This window comes from Micromonospora sp. WMMC241 (assembly GCF_027460165.1).
GTDB classification, from domain to species: domain Bacteria; phylum Actinomycetota; class Actinomycetes; order Mycobacteriales; family Micromonosporaceae; genus Micromonospora; species Micromonospora humi.
Genome location: NZ_JAPZBF010000001.1, coordinates 5,086,005 through 5,104,687, shown reverse-complemented (window position 1 = coordinate 5,104,687; position 18,683 = coordinate 5,086,005). Strand labels below are relative to the sequence as shown.

At 74.4% G+C, this 18,683-nt stretch carries 18 protein-coding genes and 3 tRNA genes; 17 read left to right on the top strand and 4 right to left on the bottom strand.

All coding sequences use genetic code 11. The features are described from left to right. Positions 1-7: 7 nt before the first annotated feature. Positions 8-1,000 (bottom strand): endonuclease/exonuclease/phosphatase family protein, encoded by a 993-nt coding sequence (locus O7598_RS23030; protein ID WP_442929886.1) that lies wholly within the window; start codon positions 998-1,000, stop codon positions 8-10. A 270-nt stretch (positions 1,001-1,270) separates the two neighbouring features. Between O7598_RS23030 and O7598_RS23025 the strand changes: the two genes are divergently transcribed. From O7598_RS23025 to O7598_RS22985, 9 genes are all read left to right on the top strand, one after another. Beyond that, entirely contained in the window at positions 1,271-1,789 is a 519-nt protein-coding gene (locus O7598_RS23025) for a hypothetical protein (RefSeq protein WP_269693362.1), read from the top strand. Positions 1,790-1,981: 192 nt separating this feature from the next. After that, positions 1,982-3,031: an AAA family ATPase gene (locus tag O7598_RS23020; protein WP_269693361.1), complete on the top strand. Its 1,050-nt coding sequence runs from the start codon at positions 1,982-1,984 to the stop codon at positions 3,029-3,031. Positions 3,032-3,123: 92 nt separating this feature from the next. Further along, the gene (locus tag O7598_RS23015) at positions 3,124-4,113 is read left to right on the top strand and encodes a DUF58 domain-containing protein (RefSeq protein ID WP_269694950.1); all 990 of its coding nucleotides are present in this window, start codon (positions 3,124-3,126) and stop codon (positions 4,111-4,113) included. Then, entirely contained in the window at positions 4,110-5,069 is a 960-nt protein-coding gene (locus O7598_RS23010; RefSeq protein WP_269693360.1) for a VWA domain-containing protein, read from the top strand. Before O7598_RS23015 ends, O7598_RS23010 begins: the two co-directional genes overlap by 4 nt. A 46-nt stretch (positions 5,070-5,115) precedes the next feature. Continuing rightward, entirely contained in the window at positions 5,116-5,979 is an 864-nt protein-coding gene (locus O7598_RS23005; protein WP_269693359.1) for a S1C family serine protease, read from the top strand. An 89-nt stretch (positions 5,980-6,068) separates the two neighbouring features. Next, the gene (locus tag O7598_RS23000) at positions 6,069-6,365 is read left to right on the top strand and encodes a hypothetical protein (RefSeq protein WP_269693358.1); all 297 of its coding nucleotides are present in this window, start codon (positions 6,069-6,071) and stop codon (positions 6,363-6,365) included. A gap of 9 nt (positions 6,366-6,374) precedes the next feature. Continuing rightward, on the top strand, positions 6,375-6,800 hold the full coding sequence (gene arfB / locus O7598_RS22995) for an alternative ribosome rescue aminoacyl-tRNA hydrolase ArfB (RefSeq protein ID WP_269693357.1): 426 nt from the start codon (positions 6,375-6,377) through the stop codon (positions 6,798-6,800). 49 nt (positions 6,801-6,849) lie between these two features. Continuing rightward, on the top strand, positions 6,850-7,425 hold the full coding sequence (locus tag O7598_RS22990; protein ID WP_269693356.1) for a GNAT family N-acetyltransferase: 576 nt from the start codon (positions 6,850-6,852) through the stop codon (positions 7,423-7,425). An 85-nt stretch (positions 7,426-7,510) separates the two neighbouring features. Then, positions 7,511-8,674 carry a cellulose binding domain-containing protein gene (locus tag O7598_RS22985; protein WP_269693355.1) on the top strand — a complete coding sequence of 388 codons (1,164 nt, stop codon included), beginning with the start codon at positions 7,511-7,513 and terminating at the stop codon, positions 8,672-8,674. A gap of 191 nt (positions 8,675-8,865) precedes the next feature. Here O7598_RS22985 and O7598_RS22980 read toward each other — a convergent pair whose 3' ends face one another. After that, positions 8,866-9,747, bottom strand: a complete 882-nt coding sequence (locus tag O7598_RS22980) for a 3-methyladenine DNA glycosylase (RefSeq protein ID WP_269693354.1) — start codon at positions 9,745-9,747, stop codon at positions 8,866-8,868. A gap of 33 nt (positions 9,748-9,780) precedes the next feature. Continuing rightward, positions 9,781-11,229, bottom strand: a complete 1,449-nt coding sequence (locus O7598_RS22975; RefSeq protein ID WP_269693353.1) for a hypothetical protein — start codon at positions 11,227-11,229, stop codon at positions 9,781-9,783. A 171-nt stretch (positions 11,230-11,400) separates the two neighbouring features. On the opposite strand from O7598_RS22975, the gene O7598_RS22970 reads away from it, so the two are divergent. The 4 genes from O7598_RS22970 (at position 11,401) to O7598_RS22955 (ending at position 12,755) form a co-directional block, all read left to right on the top strand. Beyond that, a complete protein-coding gene (locus O7598_RS22970) occupies positions 11,401-12,204 on the top strand; it encodes a fumarylacetoacetate hydrolase family protein (RefSeq protein WP_269693352.1) in 804 nt (267 codons plus the stop codon). A gap of 108 nt (positions 12,205-12,312) precedes the next feature. Then, positions 12,313-12,384 (top strand) — tRNA-Gln (locus tag O7598_RS22965). A gap of 75 nt (positions 12,385-12,459) precedes the next feature. Continuing rightward, positions 12,460-12,532 (top strand) — tRNA-Glu (locus tag O7598_RS22960). A gap of 150 nt (positions 12,533-12,682) precedes the next feature. Continuing rightward, positions 12,683-12,755: transfer RNA gene (locus O7598_RS22955), tRNA-Glu, on the top strand. A gap of 142 nt (positions 12,756-12,897) precedes the next feature. Here O7598_RS22955 and O7598_RS22950 read toward each other — a convergent pair. Next, positions 12,898-13,584: an IclR family transcriptional regulator gene (locus O7598_RS22950; protein WP_091063967.1), complete on the bottom strand. Its 687-nt coding sequence runs from the start codon at positions 13,582-13,584 to the stop codon at positions 12,898-12,900. Between the two features lie 49 nt (positions 13,585-13,633). On the opposite strand from O7598_RS22950, the gene leuC reads away from it, so the two are divergent. The 4 genes from leuC (at position 13,634) to O7598_RS22930 (ending at position 18,644) form a co-directional block, all read left to right on the top strand. Next, positions 13,634-15,076: a 3-isopropylmalate dehydratase large subunit gene (gene leuC / locus O7598_RS22945; RefSeq protein WP_269693351.1), complete on the top strand. Its 1,443-nt coding sequence runs from the start codon at positions 13,634-13,636 to the stop codon at positions 15,074-15,076. Positions 15,077-15,091: 15 nt separating this feature from the next. Continuing rightward, positions 15,092-15,679 (top strand): 3-isopropylmalate dehydratase small subunit, encoded by a 588-nt coding sequence (leuD, locus tag O7598_RS22940; protein ID WP_269693350.1) that lies wholly within the window; start codon positions 15,092-15,094, stop codon positions 15,677-15,679. 160 nt (positions 15,680-15,839) lie between these two features. Further along, positions 15,840-16,466 (top strand): HU family DNA-binding protein, encoded by a 627-nt coding sequence (locus tag O7598_RS22935; RefSeq protein WP_091063976.1) that lies wholly within the window; start codon positions 15,840-15,842, stop codon positions 16,464-16,466. A gap of 132 nt (positions 16,467-16,598) precedes the next feature. Beyond that, positions 16,599-18,644 (top strand): endonuclease/exonuclease/phosphatase family protein, encoded by a 2,046-nt coding sequence (locus O7598_RS22930; RefSeq protein WP_269693349.1) that lies wholly within the window; start codon positions 16,599-16,601, stop codon positions 18,642-18,644. Positions 18,645-18,683 lie beyond the last annotated feature (39 nt).

Sequence of the window (18,683 nt, the reverse complement as noted above, 5' to 3'; positions counted from 1 at the left end):
CCGGGGCTCACGCCGCCGGCAGTCGTAGCTCGGTCAGCAGTGCCCGGTGGTCGCTGCCGGGCACCGGCCAGGTGCCGGCGGCGCGCACCGCGATGCGCCGGTCCACCAGCACGTGGTCGATGGTGACCGGCGGGATCGGGTCGCCGTCGTACGGGCCCCAGGTGCCGGCCAGCCCGGCGCCGGCCGCGTCGGCGGCGTCGGTGTAGCCGGTGCCGATCAGCTCGCGCAGCGCGGCGTGGTCCAGGGTGGCGTTGAAGTCGCCGGCCAGCACGCTCAGTCCGGCGTTCGGGGTGGCCGGCGGCTGGGCCCGCTGGTCGGTCCACCACTCCGGCACCGCGTCGAATTCGTACGGCGCGCCCGGGTGCGCCGACTCCACCCGCAGCGGCGGCGCTCCCGGCACCGTCACGGTCGCGTACGCCTGGGTGAGGAAGTATCTCCGATGGCGCCGGTGGCCGGGGTCGCGCAGCGGATGGCGGGCGTACAGGCCGGAGCCGAAGGCGCCTGCCTCCGGGGTCAGCGACCGGTACGGCAGCAGGGTGGCCAGGCCCAGTCGGTCCAGGTCGGCGGCGAGCTGCGGGGTGAGTTCCTGGACGGTGAGCACGTCCACCCGGTGCGCCCGGACCAGCGCCACCAGCGCCGCCGCGTCGGCCGAGCCCAGCCGTAGGTTGGCCGTGAACAGTCGCAGCACCGGGCCGTCCGCGGCCGGCTGGTCGTCGGCGAACGCGCGGGGCGCCACCGCGCCGACCAGCGCCAGCGCGGCCAGCGCCGCGACCACCGCACAGGCGCGGCGCCGCAGCGCGAGCGCCAGCACCGCGACGGCCGGCGCCACCGCGGCGACGTACGGCGTGAAGGCCGTCGTCAGCACCAGCGGGCCTCGTTCCAGCCCGGCCAGGCGCAGCACCGCCCAGGCGGCCACCGGCGCGACCGACAGCCAGCACGCCGCGGTCGCCCACCGGGCACCCCGGGCGCCGCCGCGCCGGGGAGCGTCCACCGTGATCACGCCGGTCACCCTACCGGTACCCCGCGAAACGTTTTCGTGAATGGTCGAGCGCTTCCTTCTCACAATTTTGGACGTGTTTGGAAACGGTCACTGACACGCGTTAAGCGCTATTGACCACCTCATTTCCCGGTGTTAGGTTCCACCTGTTGAGGCACTCAACTCTCCGTAGTAAGGCCAGCTCAGCAGCGGTGCACTCTCGCGCGGATCCCCGATGATCCGCAATTGTTGCGCGCCCGCCGTATCACCATGGTCAAAAGAGGGAGATCTGTCATGGCTACATTCTTCAAGCGAAAGGCGACGGTGGTGGCGCTCGCCGCGCTGTCCCTCACCGTGGCCGGTGGCGGGATCGCGGTCGCCGCCCAGCCCGAGGCGAAGCCGGGTCCCCAGGCCCGGGCGGGCGGTCAGCCGGCGGTCGGCGCGACCGAGCAGCGGGCCGCCCGGTCCGCCATGCGCGCCACCCTGGCACCCCCGGCCGCGGGCCAGGTGGCCTGGGCGGTGGTGTCGTCCACCGGAACGCTGCTGCAGCACTCCGGCAACGTGGTGTCCGCCTTCCGGTTCGCGCCCGGCTACCACGTGTGGCCGGGGCAGTACCAGGTGCTGCTCGACTACGACGTGAGTCAGAAGGCGTACGTGGCGACCGTGGGCACCAACGACTCGGTCAACGTCCCGCCCGGTGGTGAGGTGTCCGTCGCACCGCGACTGGAGACCCCGAACGCGGTCTTCGTGCAGACCCGTACGTCCGGCGGATCGCCCTCGCCCAGGCCGTTCCATCTCGTGGTCACCAGCTGATCCGCGCCACCACGCACCGGCCCCCGCCGACGCGGGGGCCGGTGTCGTGTTCCGTCCCGGTCCGGTGCGCGCCGCGCCGGTTCGCGCGGTTGTCGCCGCATCGGGGAGGTCCTCCCGGTCCGGCCCGCCCCGGGCCGTGCTGGGGCTGATAATCCGACGTTTGTCGCGGCTCCGCCCCGGGAAGCAAGCACCGTGACGGACATCTCGGACACCCTGGCCAGCGTGCCCACCCCGGTCGATGCGGACGCGAGCGGCGTCGAGCTGGACCAGACCCTCTTCGAGGTCAAACGCGTGATCGTCGGGCAGGACCGGCTCGTCGACCGCCTGCTCACCGCGCTCGTCGCCGACGGCCACTGCCTGCTGGAGGGCGTGCCGGGGGTGGCCAAGACGCTCGCCGCGCAGACGCTCGCCACAGTGGTCGGCGGGACATTCTCCCGGATCCAGTTCACCCCCGACCTGGTCCCGTCGGACATCGTCGGCACCCGGATCTACCGGGCGTCCACCGAGACGTTCGACGTGGAGCTGGGGCCGATCATGGCGAACCTGGTGCTCGCCGACGAGATCAACCGGGCCCCGGCCAAGGTGCAGTCGGCGCTGCTCGAAGCGATGGCCGAGCGGCAGGTCTCCATCGCCGGGCGGAGCTGGCCGGTGCCCGACCCGTTCCTGGTGCTGGCCACCCAGAACCCGATCGAGTCGGAGGGGGTCTACCAACTCCCGGAGGCGCAGCGGGACCGGTTCCTCATGAAGGTCGTGGTCGACTACCCGAGCGACGCCGACGAGCTGGCCATCCTCTACCGGATGAGCACGGAACGGCCCACCGCTCGCCCGGTGCTCGACCCGGTCCGGCTGCGGGAGCTGCAACGCCGCGCGGCCGACGTCTTCGTCCACCACGCGCTGGCCGAGTACGTGGTCCGGCTCATCCTGGCCACCCGCGACCCGGGCCGCTTCGGCCTGCCCGAGATCGCGCCGATGCTGGCGTACGGGGCGAGCCCTCGCGCCACGTTGGGGCTGGTGGCCGCCGCCCGCGCCCACGCGTTGATCTACGGCCGGGACTACGTGCTCCCCGAGGACGTGCGCGAGTTGGCGGTGGACGTGCTGGCGCACCGGCTGGTGCTCTCCTTCGACGCGGTGGCCGACGGGGTCTCCGGCGAGGACGTGGTGCGTCGCCTGGTCGAGGCGGTGCCGCCGCCCCGGCTGGTGACCGGGCCCGCGCCGGCGGCGCCGGACCTGGCGGCGGCGTGACCCGCCGGGCCACCCCCGCGCCCGCCCGGCCCGGTGTCGGTCCGGCCGCGCCCGGCGCCGCCCGCGCCGGTCTCGGCGCCGCCGATCCGCAGATCGCCGACCTCGCCCCCGACCAGCGGCTGCGTCGGTTGGAGCTGACCGTGACCCGGCGGCTCGACGGGCTGCTGCACGGCCGTTACCGGGGCCTGCTGCCCGGGCCCGGCAGCGAGGCGGCCGGCAGCCGGGAGTATCGCCCCGGCGAGGACGAGGTGCGCCGGATGGACTGGGCGGTGACCGCGCGGACGACCGTGCCGCACGTGCGGGAGGTCGACGCCGACCGGGAACTGACCACCTGGATGCTCGTCGACGCCAGCGCCAGCATGGAGTACGGCACGTCCACCCTGGACAAGCGCGAGTTGGCGGTGGCGGCGGTGGCCTGCGTCGGCTTCCTCACCGCCGGGGTGGGCAACCGGCTCGGCGCCCAGGTGCTCACCCGGGACGGGCTGCGCCGGTTCCCGGCCCGCAGCGGGCGCACCCATCTGCTCGGGCTGCTCCGCGCGTTGCTCGGCGCCCCGCGTACCGACGACCCGCCGGAGCCCCACGCGCGGGGCCGGGCCGGCGGACGCGGCGTGCCCCCGGCCTCGGGCCTGGCCGACGGCCTGGCCGGGCTTCAGCGGGTGGCGACCCGGCGAGGGCTGGTGGTGGTGGTCTCCGACTTCCTCGACGAGCTGCCCGACGACCCGGACGCGGCGCCGCCCTGGGCGGCCGCGCTGCGCCGGCTGGCGGTACGGCACCAGGTGCTCGCCGTGGAGGTGACCGACCCGCGCGAGCTGGAGCTGCCGGACGTCGGACTGGTCACCCTGGTCGACCCGGAGACCGGGCGGCACCGCGAGGTGTGGACCGGTGACCCGGCGCTGCGCGAGCGGTACGCGCGGGCCGCCGCCGCCCAGCGCGACCAGGTGCGCCGCACCCTGCACCGGGCCGGTGCCACCCACCTGGCGCTGCGCACCGACCGGGACTGGTGCGCGGACGTCGTCCGGCACGTGCACGAGCAGCGCCGGCTGGCCACCGCGCCGGCCGCGGCCCGGGGAGGTGCCGCATGAGCTGGCAGTCGCCCGCCCGGCTCTGGCTGCTGCTCGCGGTCGCCGCGCTGGTCGCCGGCTATCTGGTGCTCCAGCGCCGGCAGAGCCGGTACGCGGTCCGCTTCACCAACCTGCGCCTGCTGGACCGGGTGGCCCCGCGCCGGCCGGCCTGGCGGCGGCACGTCCCGGCGGGGCTCTTCCTCGGCATGCTGGCGTTGCTGGTGGTCGGGTTCGCCCGGCCCGAGGCCGAGGTGCGGGTGCCCCGGGAGCGGGCCACCGTGATGGTCGCGGTGGACGTCTCCACCTCGATGCTCGCCGGTGACGTGGACCCGGACCGGCTGACCGCGGCGAAGGAGGCCGGCCGGAAGTTCGTCGACGGGCTGCCGGACGAGTTCAACGTGGGTCTGGTGGCGTTCGCCGGCAGCGCGGCGGTGCTGGTGCCGCCGAGCACCGACCGGGAGGCGCTGCACGAGGGGATCGAGCGGCTCGCCGAGGGCATCACCGGCGTGCAGGGCACCGCGATCGGCGAGGCGATCAGCACCTCGCTGGGCGCGGTGAAGAGCCTGGACGCCACGGCCGCGAAGGACCCGCCGCCGGCCCGGATCATCATCCTCTCCGACGGCGCGAACACCTCCGGGATGGACCCGATGGAGGCGGCCGACCAGGCGGTGGCGGCCAAGGTCCCGGTGCACACCATCTCCTTCGGCACGCCCGGCGGCTCGGTGGACCGGGGCGGCCGGGCGATCCAGGTGCCGGTGGACGGGCAGACGCTCAAGGCGGTCGCCGAGGAGACCGGAGGCGGCTTCCACGAGGCGTCGACCAGCCGCGAGCTGAAGGACGTGTACGAGGACATCGGCACCTCGGTCGGCTACCGCACGCAACGGCAGGACATCTCGGCCCGCTTCATCGGTTTCGGGCTGGTCCTGGCCATGGGCGCCGCCGCCGGATCGCTGCGGTGGTTCTCCCGACTGCCCTGACCGCGCTTTGCGAGGCGGACGACGCACGACACGTGAGGAGCCAGGCATGGCAGTGCAGACCGGACTCGGTGAGCCCCGCGGCCCGTGGTTCGTCTCGCCCGAGCTGGACCCGGACGGGCGCGGCGGCTGGTCCGACGTACCCGGATCCGGCGGGCCGGCGGGGCGGCGGAGCTGGCGCGGCCGGTTGCTGAGCGCGGCGGCGGTGGTGGCGCTCTCCACCGTCTCCGGCGCGGCGGCCGGCACCTGGGCGGCCGACCGGGACGCGCCGGGCCCGTCGGCGGCCTCCGCGGCCCCGGTGCCGGCCGAGCTGGTCACCGCCGCCGGCAAGACGGTGCCCGGGGTGGTCTCGGTGATGGTCGGGGGGAGGTCCGGCGCGGGGGCGTCCGGCTCCGGCTTCGCCATCGACAACGAGCAGCACATCGTCACCAACGACCACATCCTGGCCCGCGGCGGCTCCGGGCCGGTGACGGTGGAGACCTCGGACGGGCGCCGCCTCGCCGCCGAGGTGGTGGGTCGCGCGCCGGACAGCGACCTGGCGGTGCTCAAGGTGCCCGCGTCGGCGGGGCTGCCACCGCTGCCGCTGGCCAAGGCGAACGCGACCCGGGTGGGGGAGCCGGTGCTGGCGGTCGGTTCGCCGCTCGGGCTCTCCGGCACGGTCACCGCCGGTATCGTCAGCGCGCTCAACCGGCAGGTGCGGATCGGCAACGGCCGGCACACCGCGGTGCAGACCGACGCCTCCATCAACCCGGGCAACTCCGGCGGCCCGCTGGTGAACGCGCGCGGCGAGGTGGTCGGGGTGAACACCGCCATCGCCACCATCGACGGGAACGGCTCGATCGGCATCGGCTTCGCCATCCCGATCGACCAGGTGCAGCAGACCGCCGACACGATCATCGGCAAGGGCGGCTGAGCTGCGCGGACGGCCCCGAAACTGTCGGATATCCGGCGTGGGAGCATCGGACCATGGAAATATTACGCTGAGTATGAATACTGGCGGAGGTGGAGCAAGCTGTCATCGCGGCCCTCCTCCTGGTGGGCCTGGTCATCGGCGCCGGAGTCGGCGCGGCGTACGCCCGTGCTCAGCGCGGCTGGAAGGACTATCAGACGGTCCGGACCAGCGTGCCGGGCGCGCGTCGTAACGCGTGGGCGGCGATCCGGGCGGTGGCCGTCAAGGCCGCCGTGATCGCCCTGCTGCTGGTCGGCGCCGCCGCGTACGCGGCGTCCGGCTCGGACGAGGAACGGGCCGGTCCCGCCCCGACGGCGACCCCGAGCCCGAGCCACCGCCCGGGGCGCTAGCCTCGGGGCGTGGACGACGGACTGCGGGTGACCGACCGGCTCGTGGTGCCGGCCGCCGAGCTGCGGGAGCGGTTCTCCCGGTCCTCCGGACCGGGCGGGCAGGGCGTCAACACCACCGACTCCCGGGTGGAGTTGAGCTTCGACCTGGCCGGTTCGCCGAGCGTGCCGGACGCGCTGCGGGAACGCGCCCTCGGTCGGCTCGCCGGCCGGCTGGTCGACGGTGTGCTGACGGTGGCGGCCAGCGAGCACCGCGCGCAACTGGCCAACCGGGAGGCGGCCCGGGAGCGGATGGCGGCGCTGTTGCGCGAGGCGGTCGCCCCGCCACCGAAGGCGCGTCGGCCGACCCGCCCGTCGCGGGGCGCGAAGGAGCGTCGACTGGCCGACAAGAAGCGGCAGGCGCAGCGCAAACGCGACCGCCGGGTGGACGGCGACTGACCCGAAATCCGGTTGAGCCTCCGGTCGCGCGGCCCGGAGAATCCGCCCCGTGCCGACCGATTTCTCCGTCAAGCCCACGCTCACCGGCGAGCGGGTGGTGCTGCGCCCGTTCTCCGATGACGACCTGCCGGCGCTCGCCGCGATCCTGGCCGACCCGGAGGTCGCCCGGCTCACCGGCAGCCCGCCCGGCGAGGGCTTCGAGCCGACCCGGCTGCGCGCCTGGTACGGCACCCGCAACAGCCAGCCCGACCGGCTCGACCTGGCCGTGGTGGACCGCGCCTCCGGCGCCTGCGTCGGCGAGGTGGTCCTCAACGAGTGGGACCGGGCCAACGCGAGCTGCAACTTCCGCACCCTGATCGGCCCCGGCGGGCGCGACCGCGGCCTCGGCACCGAGGCGGTCCGGCTGGTCGTCGGGTACGGCTTCGAGCGGCTCGGCCTGCACCGCGTCGGGTTGGAGGTGTTCGCGTTCAACCCGCGCGCCCGCCGGGCCTACGAGAAGGTCGGCTTCGTGGCCGAGGGCACGCTGCGGCAGGTGCTGCGCGACGGCGACGAATGGGTGGACGCCACGGTGATGTCGATCCTCGCGCCGGAGTGGGCCCGACACCGGGGCCGTCCGGGGGATTGAGTCGAAAGTTTCGAAGCGCTTCAATGCGTACGGGAGCGTCAGGGCCGTCACCGACCGATCGTCACGTGACAGGAGTCCCCCACGCATGTCCCGAAACCGCCTGCGCGCCGCACTGACCGCGGTCACCGCACTGCTTTTCCTGCTCGCCCTCGGCCCGGCTCTCGTCTCCACCGCCCCACCCGCCGTCGCGGCCGCCGCCCCGGTCCGTGTCATGCCGCTCGGCGACTCCATCACCGGCTCGCCCGGCTGCTGGCGCGCCGTGCTCTGGAACCGTCTCCAGTCCACCGGCTACACCGACGTCGACTTCGTCGGCACACTCGGCCCGCAGGGCTGCGGCGTGACCTATGACGGCGACAACGAGGGCCACGGCGGCTACCTGGCCACCAACATCGCCAACCAGAACCTGCTCCCCGGCTGGCTCGCCGCCACCCACCCCGACGTGGTGCTGATGCACCTCGGCACCAACGACGTGTGGAGCAACATCGCGCCGGCCACGATCCTGGCCGCGTACTCGAAGCTGGTGGACCAGATGCGGGCCGCCAACCCGGCCACCACCGTGCTGGTCGCGAAGATCATCCCGATGAACCCCTCCAGTTGCCCGGAGTGCGGGCAGCGGACGATCGCGCTCAACGCCGCCGTCGACGGCTGGGCGGCCGGGAAGACCACCGCCGCCTCGCCGGTCGTGGTGGTGGACCAGTGGACCGGCTTCAACACCGCCACCGACACCTACGACGGGGTGCACCCGAACGCCGCCGGCGACCAGAAGATGTCCGACCGCTGGTACCCGGCGTTGACCGCCGCGCTCCACCGGACCACCCCCACGCCCACCACGTCACCGTCGCCGACCCCGACGTCCACGCCGACCTCGACCCCGTCGCCGTCACCCACCTGGACGCCGACCGGACCCCCGCACCCGACCGACAGCCCGTCGCCGACGCCGACCGTCGGCGGCTGCGCCGCCACCTGGCGCACCGCCGGGCAGTGGCCGGGCGGCTTCCAGGCCGAGATCACGGTCCGTAACAACGGCGCCGTGCCGATCCACTTCTGGGTGGTCCGGTTCGCGCTCAGCGGTGGGCAACGGATCACCCAGGCGTGGAGCGCCCAGGTGGCGCAGGGCGGGACCGCGGTGACCGCCCGGAGCGCGACCTGGAACGGCGCGCTGGCCCCGGGTGCCGAGGCGACGTTCGGCTTCCTGGCCGATGGTGCGGTCCCGAACCCGGTGCCGCTGCCGGCCTGCGCCCTCGGCTGACCAGGGCGGTTGTGGTTCACCTCCCTGATCACACGGCGTGACGGCAGGAAGAAGGACGTCGCGTCACGCCGGTATGCCTCCTGGTCAGATTTATGACCAGGAGGCATACGCGGCGCTGCGGGTCCGTCCCTGCTCGCGACACGCCCGACACCTGTCGACGCCGGCCCGACGCGAGCAGCGCCCGCCGCAGGTCAGGCAGGCGCGGCGCGGTCCAGCGCGGCGAGCAGACGGGCCCGCAGGCCGGCGGCCCGCTCGGCGAAGCCGCGCTGGGCGGTGGCGTACTCCGCCCGGCCCTCCGGGGTCTCCACCCGCACCGGCGGGTGGCCCAGGTCGGCCAGGTCGTACGGGCTGGCCCGCATGTCCAGCTCGCGGATCTCCCGGGCCAGCGCGAACGCGTCCGCCACCAGCTCCGACGGCACCAGCGGGGAGAGCTTGTAGGACCACTTGTAGAGATCCATGTTGGCGTGCAGGCAGCCCGGCTGCTCCAGCGCGTGCTGGCTCTCCCGGCTCGGCTGCAGCACGTTGAGCGGCCGGGCCGGCGCGGTGAAGAACCGGAACGCGTCGAAGTGGCTGCACCGGACGCCGCGTTCCTCGACCACCGCCGCCGTCGCCGCCGGGCTCAGCCGCAGCGGCCAGGCGTTGTGCCGCACCTGCTCCTGGGTCTGCCGGTAGACCATCGCCCACTCGTGCATGCCGAAGCAGCCGAAGTGCGCCGGCCGCCCGGCGGTCGCCGCCAGCAGCGCGCGGATCCAGGCGATCGACTCGGCGCGACGCGCGCGTACCCGCTCGGTGTCGAGGGTGAGCCCGGCGGCGCTCGCGGTGTAGTCCGGGCCGAAACCGGCCGGGTCGGCGTCGCGCAACGCCACGCCCGCGCCCGGATGCCAGCGGCGCAGCTGGGCCGGGCGGTGCGAGTAGTAGGTGAAGAGGAAGTCCGCCACCGGGTGCTTCACCCCGGTGCGGCGGCGGGCCAGGTGCGGCGCCAGCCAGGCGTCGACCCGCTCCTCGTGGTCGCGCCGGCGGGCGCGCCAGTCGGCCGCGTCGAGCACGGCGGCGGGGGCGAGGGCGGCGGTCACCGACCCAGGGTACGACCGCCGCCCGGCCCGCCGTCAGTCCACGTCCACCCGCACGCCGGCGGAGAACACGCCACTGCGCAGCTCCAACTGCTTCGGCGGCTGCGCCCCGTGCACGGTGAACACCAGCGGCAGCAGGACCCGCCGCCCGGCGGCCACCGGTTGGGCGAACACGTCCCGGCCGAGGTTCGCCACCCGGGTGGCGTTCTCGTCCGCGGCCACCCAGTTGCCGCTGGGCAGGTACGCGCGCTGCAACTGCCCGTGCCAGGTCTGCTGCTCCGAGGTGACGTTACGCACGCCGACCGTGGCCAGGCAGGGCTGCCCGCCGCCCGGAGCCGCCGGCACCACACCCGCGCCGCAACTCATCCGGTAGACGGTGAACTCGAACGCGGTCTCCCGCAGCGGCACCCCCAGCCCGCCGTTGACCGTGCTGCCCACCCACGCGCCGCTGGTCGGCTGCTTGGTGGTGTCCATCGCGGCGACCCGCTGCGTGGCGGTCCACGCCGCCGCGCCGACCACGCCGGCCAGCACCGCCGCCGCCACGCCGACCGCCAGCCAGACCGGCGGCCGGCGACGCCGGGAGGCGGGCGTGGGAAGTGCCGGCCGCGGGTAGATCGTGCCCCGGTCGTCCGGGCCGCCCACCCCGGCGGCGACCGGCGCCCCGCCGGCACCCGACGGGCCGGTCCCGGCAGCGCTCGTCGGACCGGTCGGACCCGCGCCGGCCCGGGCGACACCCGCCGGCGCGCTGCGGGCGCGCTGCCGGCGGCGTCGCGCCGCCCACCAGAGCACCCCGCCGACGACCATCAGCACCGCGGCGAACGCGGCCAGCAGCACCGGCGGGCGGCGCCAGGCCGGTGCCGCCGTCGCCTGGGCCGCCGGAGCGGTGGCGGCGCCCACCCAGGTCGCCGTGGCGCAGTCGTACGGCCGGGTGCCGTCGGTGCCGTAGACGCAGGTGGGGGCGGTCACCGAGCGGCTCGGCCCGGTCACCGCGAGCGCGGTGTGCAGCGCGGTCGTGCTCCGCGCCGGCAACCGCAGCCGCCAGGTGACCTCGCCGGCGGTCGCCCCGACCGGGCCGCCGACCTGCCCGCCGCCGGTCACCGTGGTGGCCCGGGAACCGCTCGGCAGTTCCTGCCGCACCATCGTCTCGACCGGTGCCGTACCGGCGTTGCGGACCTCGATCCGGTAACCCGGCGCCGGGGTGCCGGCCGCGCCGACGGCCACGCTGACCGGTGGCATCGTCGGCTGGACCGGCGCGGGTCCGGTGGTCGGCACCGCCGGCGGCACCGCCGGCACGCCGGTCGGGATCGGGGTGGCCGCCGTGGCCGGCCGGGCGGGTGCGGCGACCGCGGCCGGCGGCGGGGCGGGCCGGGTGGTCGCGGCCTCCGCCCGGGGCGCCGCCGGGGGCAGCGCGGGCACGGCGGCGATGACGCCGAGGCAGTTCACGAGCACTGCCAGGGTCCTGTGGTGTCGTCTCGATGCAGGCATACCAACGAACCTCCGGAACCGAAGCTATGGGCCGGGGGCCGCCGGGCGGGTACGAAGCCGGCATTCCCACCCCGGCCGGCGGGATCCGGCGTACCCTGCTCGCTCGACCGCGAGGGGCGTCACCTGCCGGTGTCCGGCGGCCGGTCCGGCGGACCGGGATAGATTGGCCCGGTGCGTATCGCTCGTTTCGCTCATGCCAAGGGAATGTCGTTCGGGGTCGTCGAAGGCGAGATGGAGGCCGGGCCGCAGGGCCTGACCATCGCCGAGATCGAGGGCCACCCGTTCGGGCAGATCCAGTTCTCCGGCGCCCGGTGGGCGCTCTCCGACGTCCGGCTGCTGTCACCGATCCTGCCCAGCAAGGTGGTGTGCGTCGGCCGCAACTACGCCGAGCACGCCGCCGAGCACGGCAGCGAGGTGCCGAAGGAGCCGCTGCTCTTCCTCAAGCCGTCCACCTCGGTGATCGGCCCGCGTGACGCCATCCGTCTGCCGATCTTCTCCAAGCAGGTCGAGCACGAGGCGGAACTCGCCGTGGTGATCGGCGCCCCCGGCGCCCGGCGCGCCGACCGGGCCGCCGCCGAACGGGCCATCTTCGGCTACACCTGCGCCAACGACGTCACCGCGCGCGACCTCCAGCGTTCCGACGGGCAGTGGACCCGGGCCAAGGGCTTCGACTCGTTCTGCCCGATCGGCCCGTGGATCACCACCGGGCTGGACGTCCGGGACCTGGAGATCCGCTGCGAGGTGGGGCGTGATCCGGAGGAGATGGAGGTGCGCCAGCTCGGCCGGACGAAGGACATGGTGTTCGACGTGCCCGCCCTGGTGTCGTACGTCTCGCACGTGATGACGCTGCTGCCCGGCGACGTGGTGCTCACCGGCACCCCGGCGGGGGTTAGCCCGCTCACCGAGGGGGATACGGTCACCGTGCGGATCGAGGGGATCGGGGAGTTGAGCAACCCGGTGGTCCCGGTCGCCTGATCCGGCGCCGATGCCTCGTTTCCGCAGCTCACATGCGGTTCGGGGGGTTGGATTTGGCCTGCCGGCACCGGGAGGGTAAAGTTCGTTCCCGGCGCCGCAAGGGGCCAATGGGGTATGGGGTAATTGGCAGCCCGACTGATTCTGGTTCAGTTAGTCTAGGTTCGAGTCCTGGTACCCCAGCGCAGCCGCGGGTTCGCGAGAATCCCGGCCGCTGGATTCCGGCAGTTGCCGCTGCCGGAGTGCACGAAAAGTTCTGGCCCCGTCGTCTAGTGGCCCAGGACGCCGCCCTCTCAAGGCGGTAGCGCCGGTTCGAATCCGGTCGGGGCTACAGCACCGTCAGCCCGTCCCGTTCTACGGGGCGGGCTGTTCTGCTGTTCGGCCCTCGTGCGGGGGTGACCCCCCTCGGCGGCACCGGACGTGGTGCCGCTAGACTACTGCCGCACCGCCCGCGAGGGTGGTGAAGCAGGAAAAAGTGCCTGGCCCCGTCGTCTAGTGGCCCAGGACGCCGCCCTCTCAAGGCGGTAGCGCCGGTTCGAATCCGGTCGGGGCTACGTTCACCGAACGGCCCGTCTCGCTCCGCGAGGCGGGCCGTTCGGCATTCCCCGCCCGCCTACCGCGTTGATCATGAAGATAGCGGCAGTCGGGAAGATCAAAAATGCCGCCAACTTCATGATCAACGCGAGGGGTGGTGGGTCAGAGGCCGGAGAGGCGTTGGCCGGCGCGGACGACGGCCATGGCGTGGCGTTCGCCGGGGCGGCGACCGAGGCGCTCGATCGGGCCGGAGATGCTGACCGCCGCGATCACCCGGCCCGTCCGGTCCCGGATCGGGGCCGAGACGCTCGCCACACCGGCCTCCCGCTCGGCCACGCTCTGCGCCCAGCCACGCCGGCGCACCTCGGCCAGGGTGCGGCCGGTGAACTTGGCGCGCGGCAGCAGCGGCATGACCGCCTCCGGCGGCTCCCAGGCGAGCAGGATCTGCGCCGCCGAGCCGGCGGTCATCGGCAGCACCGACCCGACCGGGACGGTGTCCCGCAGGCCGCTGGCGCGCTCGGCGGCGGCCACGCAGATCCGCTCGTCGGCGCGGCGCAGGTAGAGCTGGGCGCTCTCCCCGGTGGCGTCGCGCAGCGCGGCGAGCAGCGGCTCGGCCGCGGTGAGCAGCACGTCGGGGGCCGCGTTGGCCAGCTCGCCCAGGCGTGGGCCCGGGCGCCACCGGCCCTGCGTGTCCCGGACGAGCATCCGGTGGATCTCCAGCGCCTGTGCCAGCCGGTGCGCGGTGGCCCGGGGCAGCTTGGTGCGTTCAACGAGTTCGGCCAGGCTGGCGCCGTCGACACAGGCGGCCAGGATGACCACCGCCTTGTCGAGAACGCCGACACCGCTCATACTGTGTCCCACAAGCCGAAATTTACCTCCCAGAATTTAGGATGTCCAGATGGTGGGAGTCACTCGACCGAGGACCCTGGCCGAGAAGGTCTGGGACGCGCACGTGGTCCGCTCCGCCGCCGGCGAGCCGGACCTGCTCTTCATCGACCTGCACCTGCTGCACGAGGTGACCAGCCCGCAGGCGTTCGACGGGCTCCGCCTGGCCGGGCGCGGGGTCCGCCGGACCGACCTGACGATCGCGACCGAGGACCACAACACCCCGACCGGGTACGACGACCCGGCCTTCCGCGCCCGACGCGGCGACCTGCTCACCATCGCGGACCCCACCTCCCGCACCCAGATCGAGACGCTGCGCCGCAACTGCGCCGAGTTCGGCGTACGGCTGCACCCGCTGGGCGACGAGAACCAGGGCATCGTGCACGTCATCGGCCCGCAGCTCGGTCTCACCCAGCCCGGCATGACGATCGTCTGCGGCGACTCGCACACCGCCACCCACGGCGCGTTCGGCGCTCTCGCCTTCGGCATCGGCACCAGCGAGGTCGAGCACGTGCTCGCCACCCAGACGCTGCCGCAGGCCCGGCCGCGCACCATGGCGGTCAACGTGGTCGGCGAGCTGGCGCCCGGCGTCACCGCCAAGGACCTGGTGCTCGCGCTGATCGCCCAGGTGGGCACCGGCGGCGGGCGCGGCCACATCGTGGAGTACCGGGGCGAGGCGATCCGCGAACTCTCCATGGAGGGGCGGATGACGATCGCGAACATGTCCATCGAGTGGGGCGCCAAGGCCGGGATGATCGCCCCGGACGAGACCACGTTCGCGTACCTGAAGGGGCGGTCGCACGCGCCCCAGGGGGCCGACTGGGACGCGGCGCTGGAGCACTGGCGGACGCTGCCCACCGACGAGGGCGCGACGTTCGACACCGAGGTGACGCTGGACGCGAGCCGGATCACCCCGTTCGTCACCTGGGGCACCAACCCCGGTCAGGGCGCGCCGCTGGGCGCGACCGTCCCGGATCCGGAGGACTTCGTCACCGAGCCGGAGCGGGTCGCCGCCCGCCGGGCGCTGGAATACATGGACCTCACCCCCGGCCTGCCCCTGCGCGACCTCGCCGTGGACGTGGTCTTCGTCGGCTCCTGCACCAACGGCCGGCTGGAGGACCTGCGGGCCGCCGCCGACGTGCTGCGCGGGCGCAAGGTCGCCGACGGCGTACGCATGCTCGTGGTCCCCGGCTCGGCGGCGGTCCGGGAGGCGGCCGAGATCGAGGGGCTGGACCAGGTCTTCACCGACGCGGGCGCCGAGTGGCGGTTCGCCGGCTGCTCGATGTGCCTCGGGATGAACCCCGACACGCTGAAGCCGGGGGAGCGTTCCGCCTCCACGTCCAACCGCAACTTCGAGGGCCGCCAGGGCCGGGGCGGGCGTACCCATCTGGTGTCCCCGCCGGTCGCCGCCGCCACCGCCGTGGTCGGCCGGCTCGCCGCCCCCGCCGACCTGTAGAAGGGCAGCCGAGAGATGGACAAGTTCACCGCACACACCGGCACCGCCGTGCCGCTGCGCCGGTCCAACGTGGACACCGACCAGATCATCCCCGCCGTGTACCTCAAGCGGGTGACCCGGACCGGCTTCGCCGACGGGCTCTTCAACGCGTGGCGGGAGGACCCGGCATTCGTGCTCAACAACCCCGCTTATTCGGGAGCGTCGATTCTTGTCGCCGGCCCCGAGTTCGGCACCGGCTCGTCCCGCGAGCACGCCGTCTGGGCGCTGCGGGACTGGGGCTTCCGGGCGGTGATCTCACCCCGGTTCGGTGACATCTTCCGGGGCAACGCCCTCAAGGAAGGACTCCTTCCGGTGGAGTTGGAATTGAAGGCCGTTGAGGAACTGTGGGATCTGGTGGAATCCGAGCCGACCACCGCCATCACTGTCGACCTCACCGCCCGTGAGGTCCACGCCGGGGACGCCACCTGGGCATTCCCGCTGGACGACCACAGCCGGTGGCGGCTGATGGAGGGCTTGGACGACATTGGACTCACCCTCCGCCACGAGCCCGAGATCGGCGCGTACGAGGCCGCCCGGCCGGCGTTCCTGCCCTCGATCGCCTGACCTCAGACCCCTTTTCGCCCCCACCGGCCCGACCGGTGGGGGCGAATCCGTTACGACACAAGGGCTTTTTTCCACCGAATGTTTGTGTCCAGGCAGCACAGGGCATACGGTGCGCGCAGAATGGCTCGCGTCGAGTCAGTTGCACAATCGGGAGGAAGTCGTGAACAAGGCCGAGCTCATCGAGGCGCTCGCCGTTCGCCTGGGGGACCGGAAGACGGCGACGGCCGCGCTCGACGCGGTACTCGCTGAGGTCCAGGCGGCGGTCACCAAGGGCGAGAAGGTGGCGATCACCGGTTTCGGAGCGTTCGAGAAGCGCGTCCGTGGGGCCCGAACAGCCCGCAACCCGCGGACCGGCGAGGCGGTGAAGGTCAAGAAGACCTCCGTCCCGACCTTCCGGGCGGGTGCGGGCTTCAAGGAGATGGTGGCCAGCGGGAAGGTTCCGAAGGACACCAGCGCCGCGAAGAAGACCGCAGGCGCCGCCAAGACCACGGCGGCGAAGAAGACCACGGCGGCGAAGACCACCGGGGCCGCCAAGAAGACCACGGCGGCGAAGGCCACCAAGACCGCCGCGGCGAGCAAGAAGGCCGCGCCGGCCAAGAAGGCCGCCGCGACCAAGACGACCGCGGCGGCGAAGAAGACGACCGCGGCGAAGTCCGCCACGGCGAAGAAGACCACCGCGGCCAAGAAGACGACGGCGGCGAAGTCCGCCACGGCGAAGAAGACCACGGCGGCGAAGAAGGCGCCCGCGAAGAAGGCTCCGGCCAAGAAGGCCGCCAGCCGGCGCTGACCGGACGGCCCGACCGAGGGCGCCCACCGTTCGCGGTGGGCGCCCTCGGTCGTGGGTACGCGTTGACCGCCCGCCGCGCCGCCCCGCAGAATCGCCGTGCCGAAACCCCCGTCGGTCACGAGAAGAGGCGCCGTGCGGCACCGTCACCTCTCCACCCTCACGCTCGCCCTGGGCGTCGCGGTTCTGCTGGACGTGCTGCGGGTCTGGCTCCCGTCGGTCATCACCCTCTTCGGCCGGGCCGCCGAGACCCCCGCCGAACTGCTCGGCGCGTTCGCCCTCGGCTGGTTCGTGCTCGGCCTGGCCGCGCCCACGCTGGTACGCCGGCTCGGCGCCCGCCCGGTCGGCCTGGCCGCGGCCGGCGTGCTCGCCGCCGTCCGGCTGGCGCTGACCGCCGCACCCGGTGGCCCCACCCAGCTCTGGCTCGCCTGTGCCGGGCTGCTCGCCGGCCTGGTCTGGCTCGCGGCCACCGCGGCGTCGGTCGACCGGCCGGTCCCCGGGCTGGCGCTCGGCCTCGCCGCGAACGCGGTCGGGCACGCGCTGCTGGGCACCGAGGACCTGGTCTGGCGCGGCGGAATGCTCGGCTGGACCCTGAGCGCGGCGCTGGTGGTGGCGTTCCTGGTCGCGGCGGTGGCCGACCGGCCGGGGCGACCGGCCGGGCCCCCGGCGGATGCCGCGCCGGTTTCGTCGGTCGGCGCGGCGCCGTCGGCGGGGTCGCCTTCGTCTCCCTCGGGCGGCGCGGCGCTGTCGGCGGGGTCGCCTTCGTCTCCGTCGGGCGGCGCGGCGCCGGCCGGCGAGGTCGCCGGGGCGCTGCCACCGCCGACGTCGGCGGGTGGGCGCCGGGCGTGGCTGCTGTGCGGCCCGGCACTGCTGCTGGCGAACCAGATCGCGCTCGCCCCGGCGGTGTGGTCCGCCGCCGCCGGCGTCGGTCCACCCGGCTTCCCCGGGCTCGCCCGCCCCGGCGGCGGGACGGTGCTGGGGGCGTACGCGGTCGGGTTGTTCCTCGGGGGCGCGCTGTACCGGCCTCCGGCCCGCCTCGCCCGGGTGGTCTGGCCGGTGGCGTTGTTCGCCGGGGCGGTGCTGTTCGCCGCCGGGCGGATCGGGCCGGCGTACCTCGTCACCGCCGCCGGCCTCGGCGGCTGCCTGGCGCTGACCGACACGGACGAGCCGGGCCACGGCGGCGTGGACGGGCGGGCGGCGGCGCGGCGCGGTCGCGCCGCCGTCGTCGGCATGCTCGTGTTCGCGGTGGCCACGATCGTCTACTACGCCGCCTACGACCTGGGGTACCCCAACGGGTGGGTGCCGGTCGCCACGGCCGTCCTCGTGGTCCTGGTGGCGCTCGGCGCGCCGTCCTGGTCGGCGCCGACGGTGTCCGATCCGGTGCGGAACTGGCTTCTCGTCAGCCTGGCGGGGCTGACCGGGCTCGGCATGCAGGCGCAGGTCCCGTCGGTGACCCCGCCGATCGCCGGCCGGCCGGTGGCGGTGCGGGTGGTCGCCTACAACATCCGGATGGGCTTCGGGCTGGACGGCCGGCTGGACCTGGACGCGGTGGCCCGGCAGCTGCGCGGGGCGGACGTGGTGCTGCTCAGCGAGGTCGACCGGGGCTGGTGGCTCAACGGCGGCCACGACACGCTGGCGCTGCTGGCCGGGCGGTTGCGGATGCCGTACGTCTTCGCGCCCGCCGCGGACCCGGTCTGGGGCGACGCGGTGCTCAGCCGGTTCCCGGCGCGTTCCGGCCGGACCCGGCCGCTGGCCGCGCACGGCGCGCCGACCGGCGCGCAGGCCCTCGGCGTCACGCTCGACCTCGGCGGCCGGGACCTGGCCGTGGTCGCCACCCACCTGCAACCGCCGCCCGGACGGGACCCGGTGGAGCAGGCTCGCGAGGTGGCCGAGTTCGCCGCCGGGTACGCGGCCGGCCGGCCGCTGCTGCTCGGCGGTGACCTCAACACCGAGCCGGACGCCCCGGCGTTCGCCGAGTTCGCCCGCGTCGGCCTGGTGGACGCGCTGGCCGCCGCCCGACCGCTGCGCACCAGCCCGGCCGACGACCCACGCACCCAGATCGACCACGTCTTCGTCTCGCCGGGGCTGACCGCCGCCGAGGTACGCGCCCCGCGCACCGAGGCCAGCGACCACCTCCCGGTGCGTCTCACGGTGGCGCTGCCCGGATCGGCCGTCGGTTAGAAGGGGCCCCGTCTATACCGGAGGCGTTAACAGGGGGCC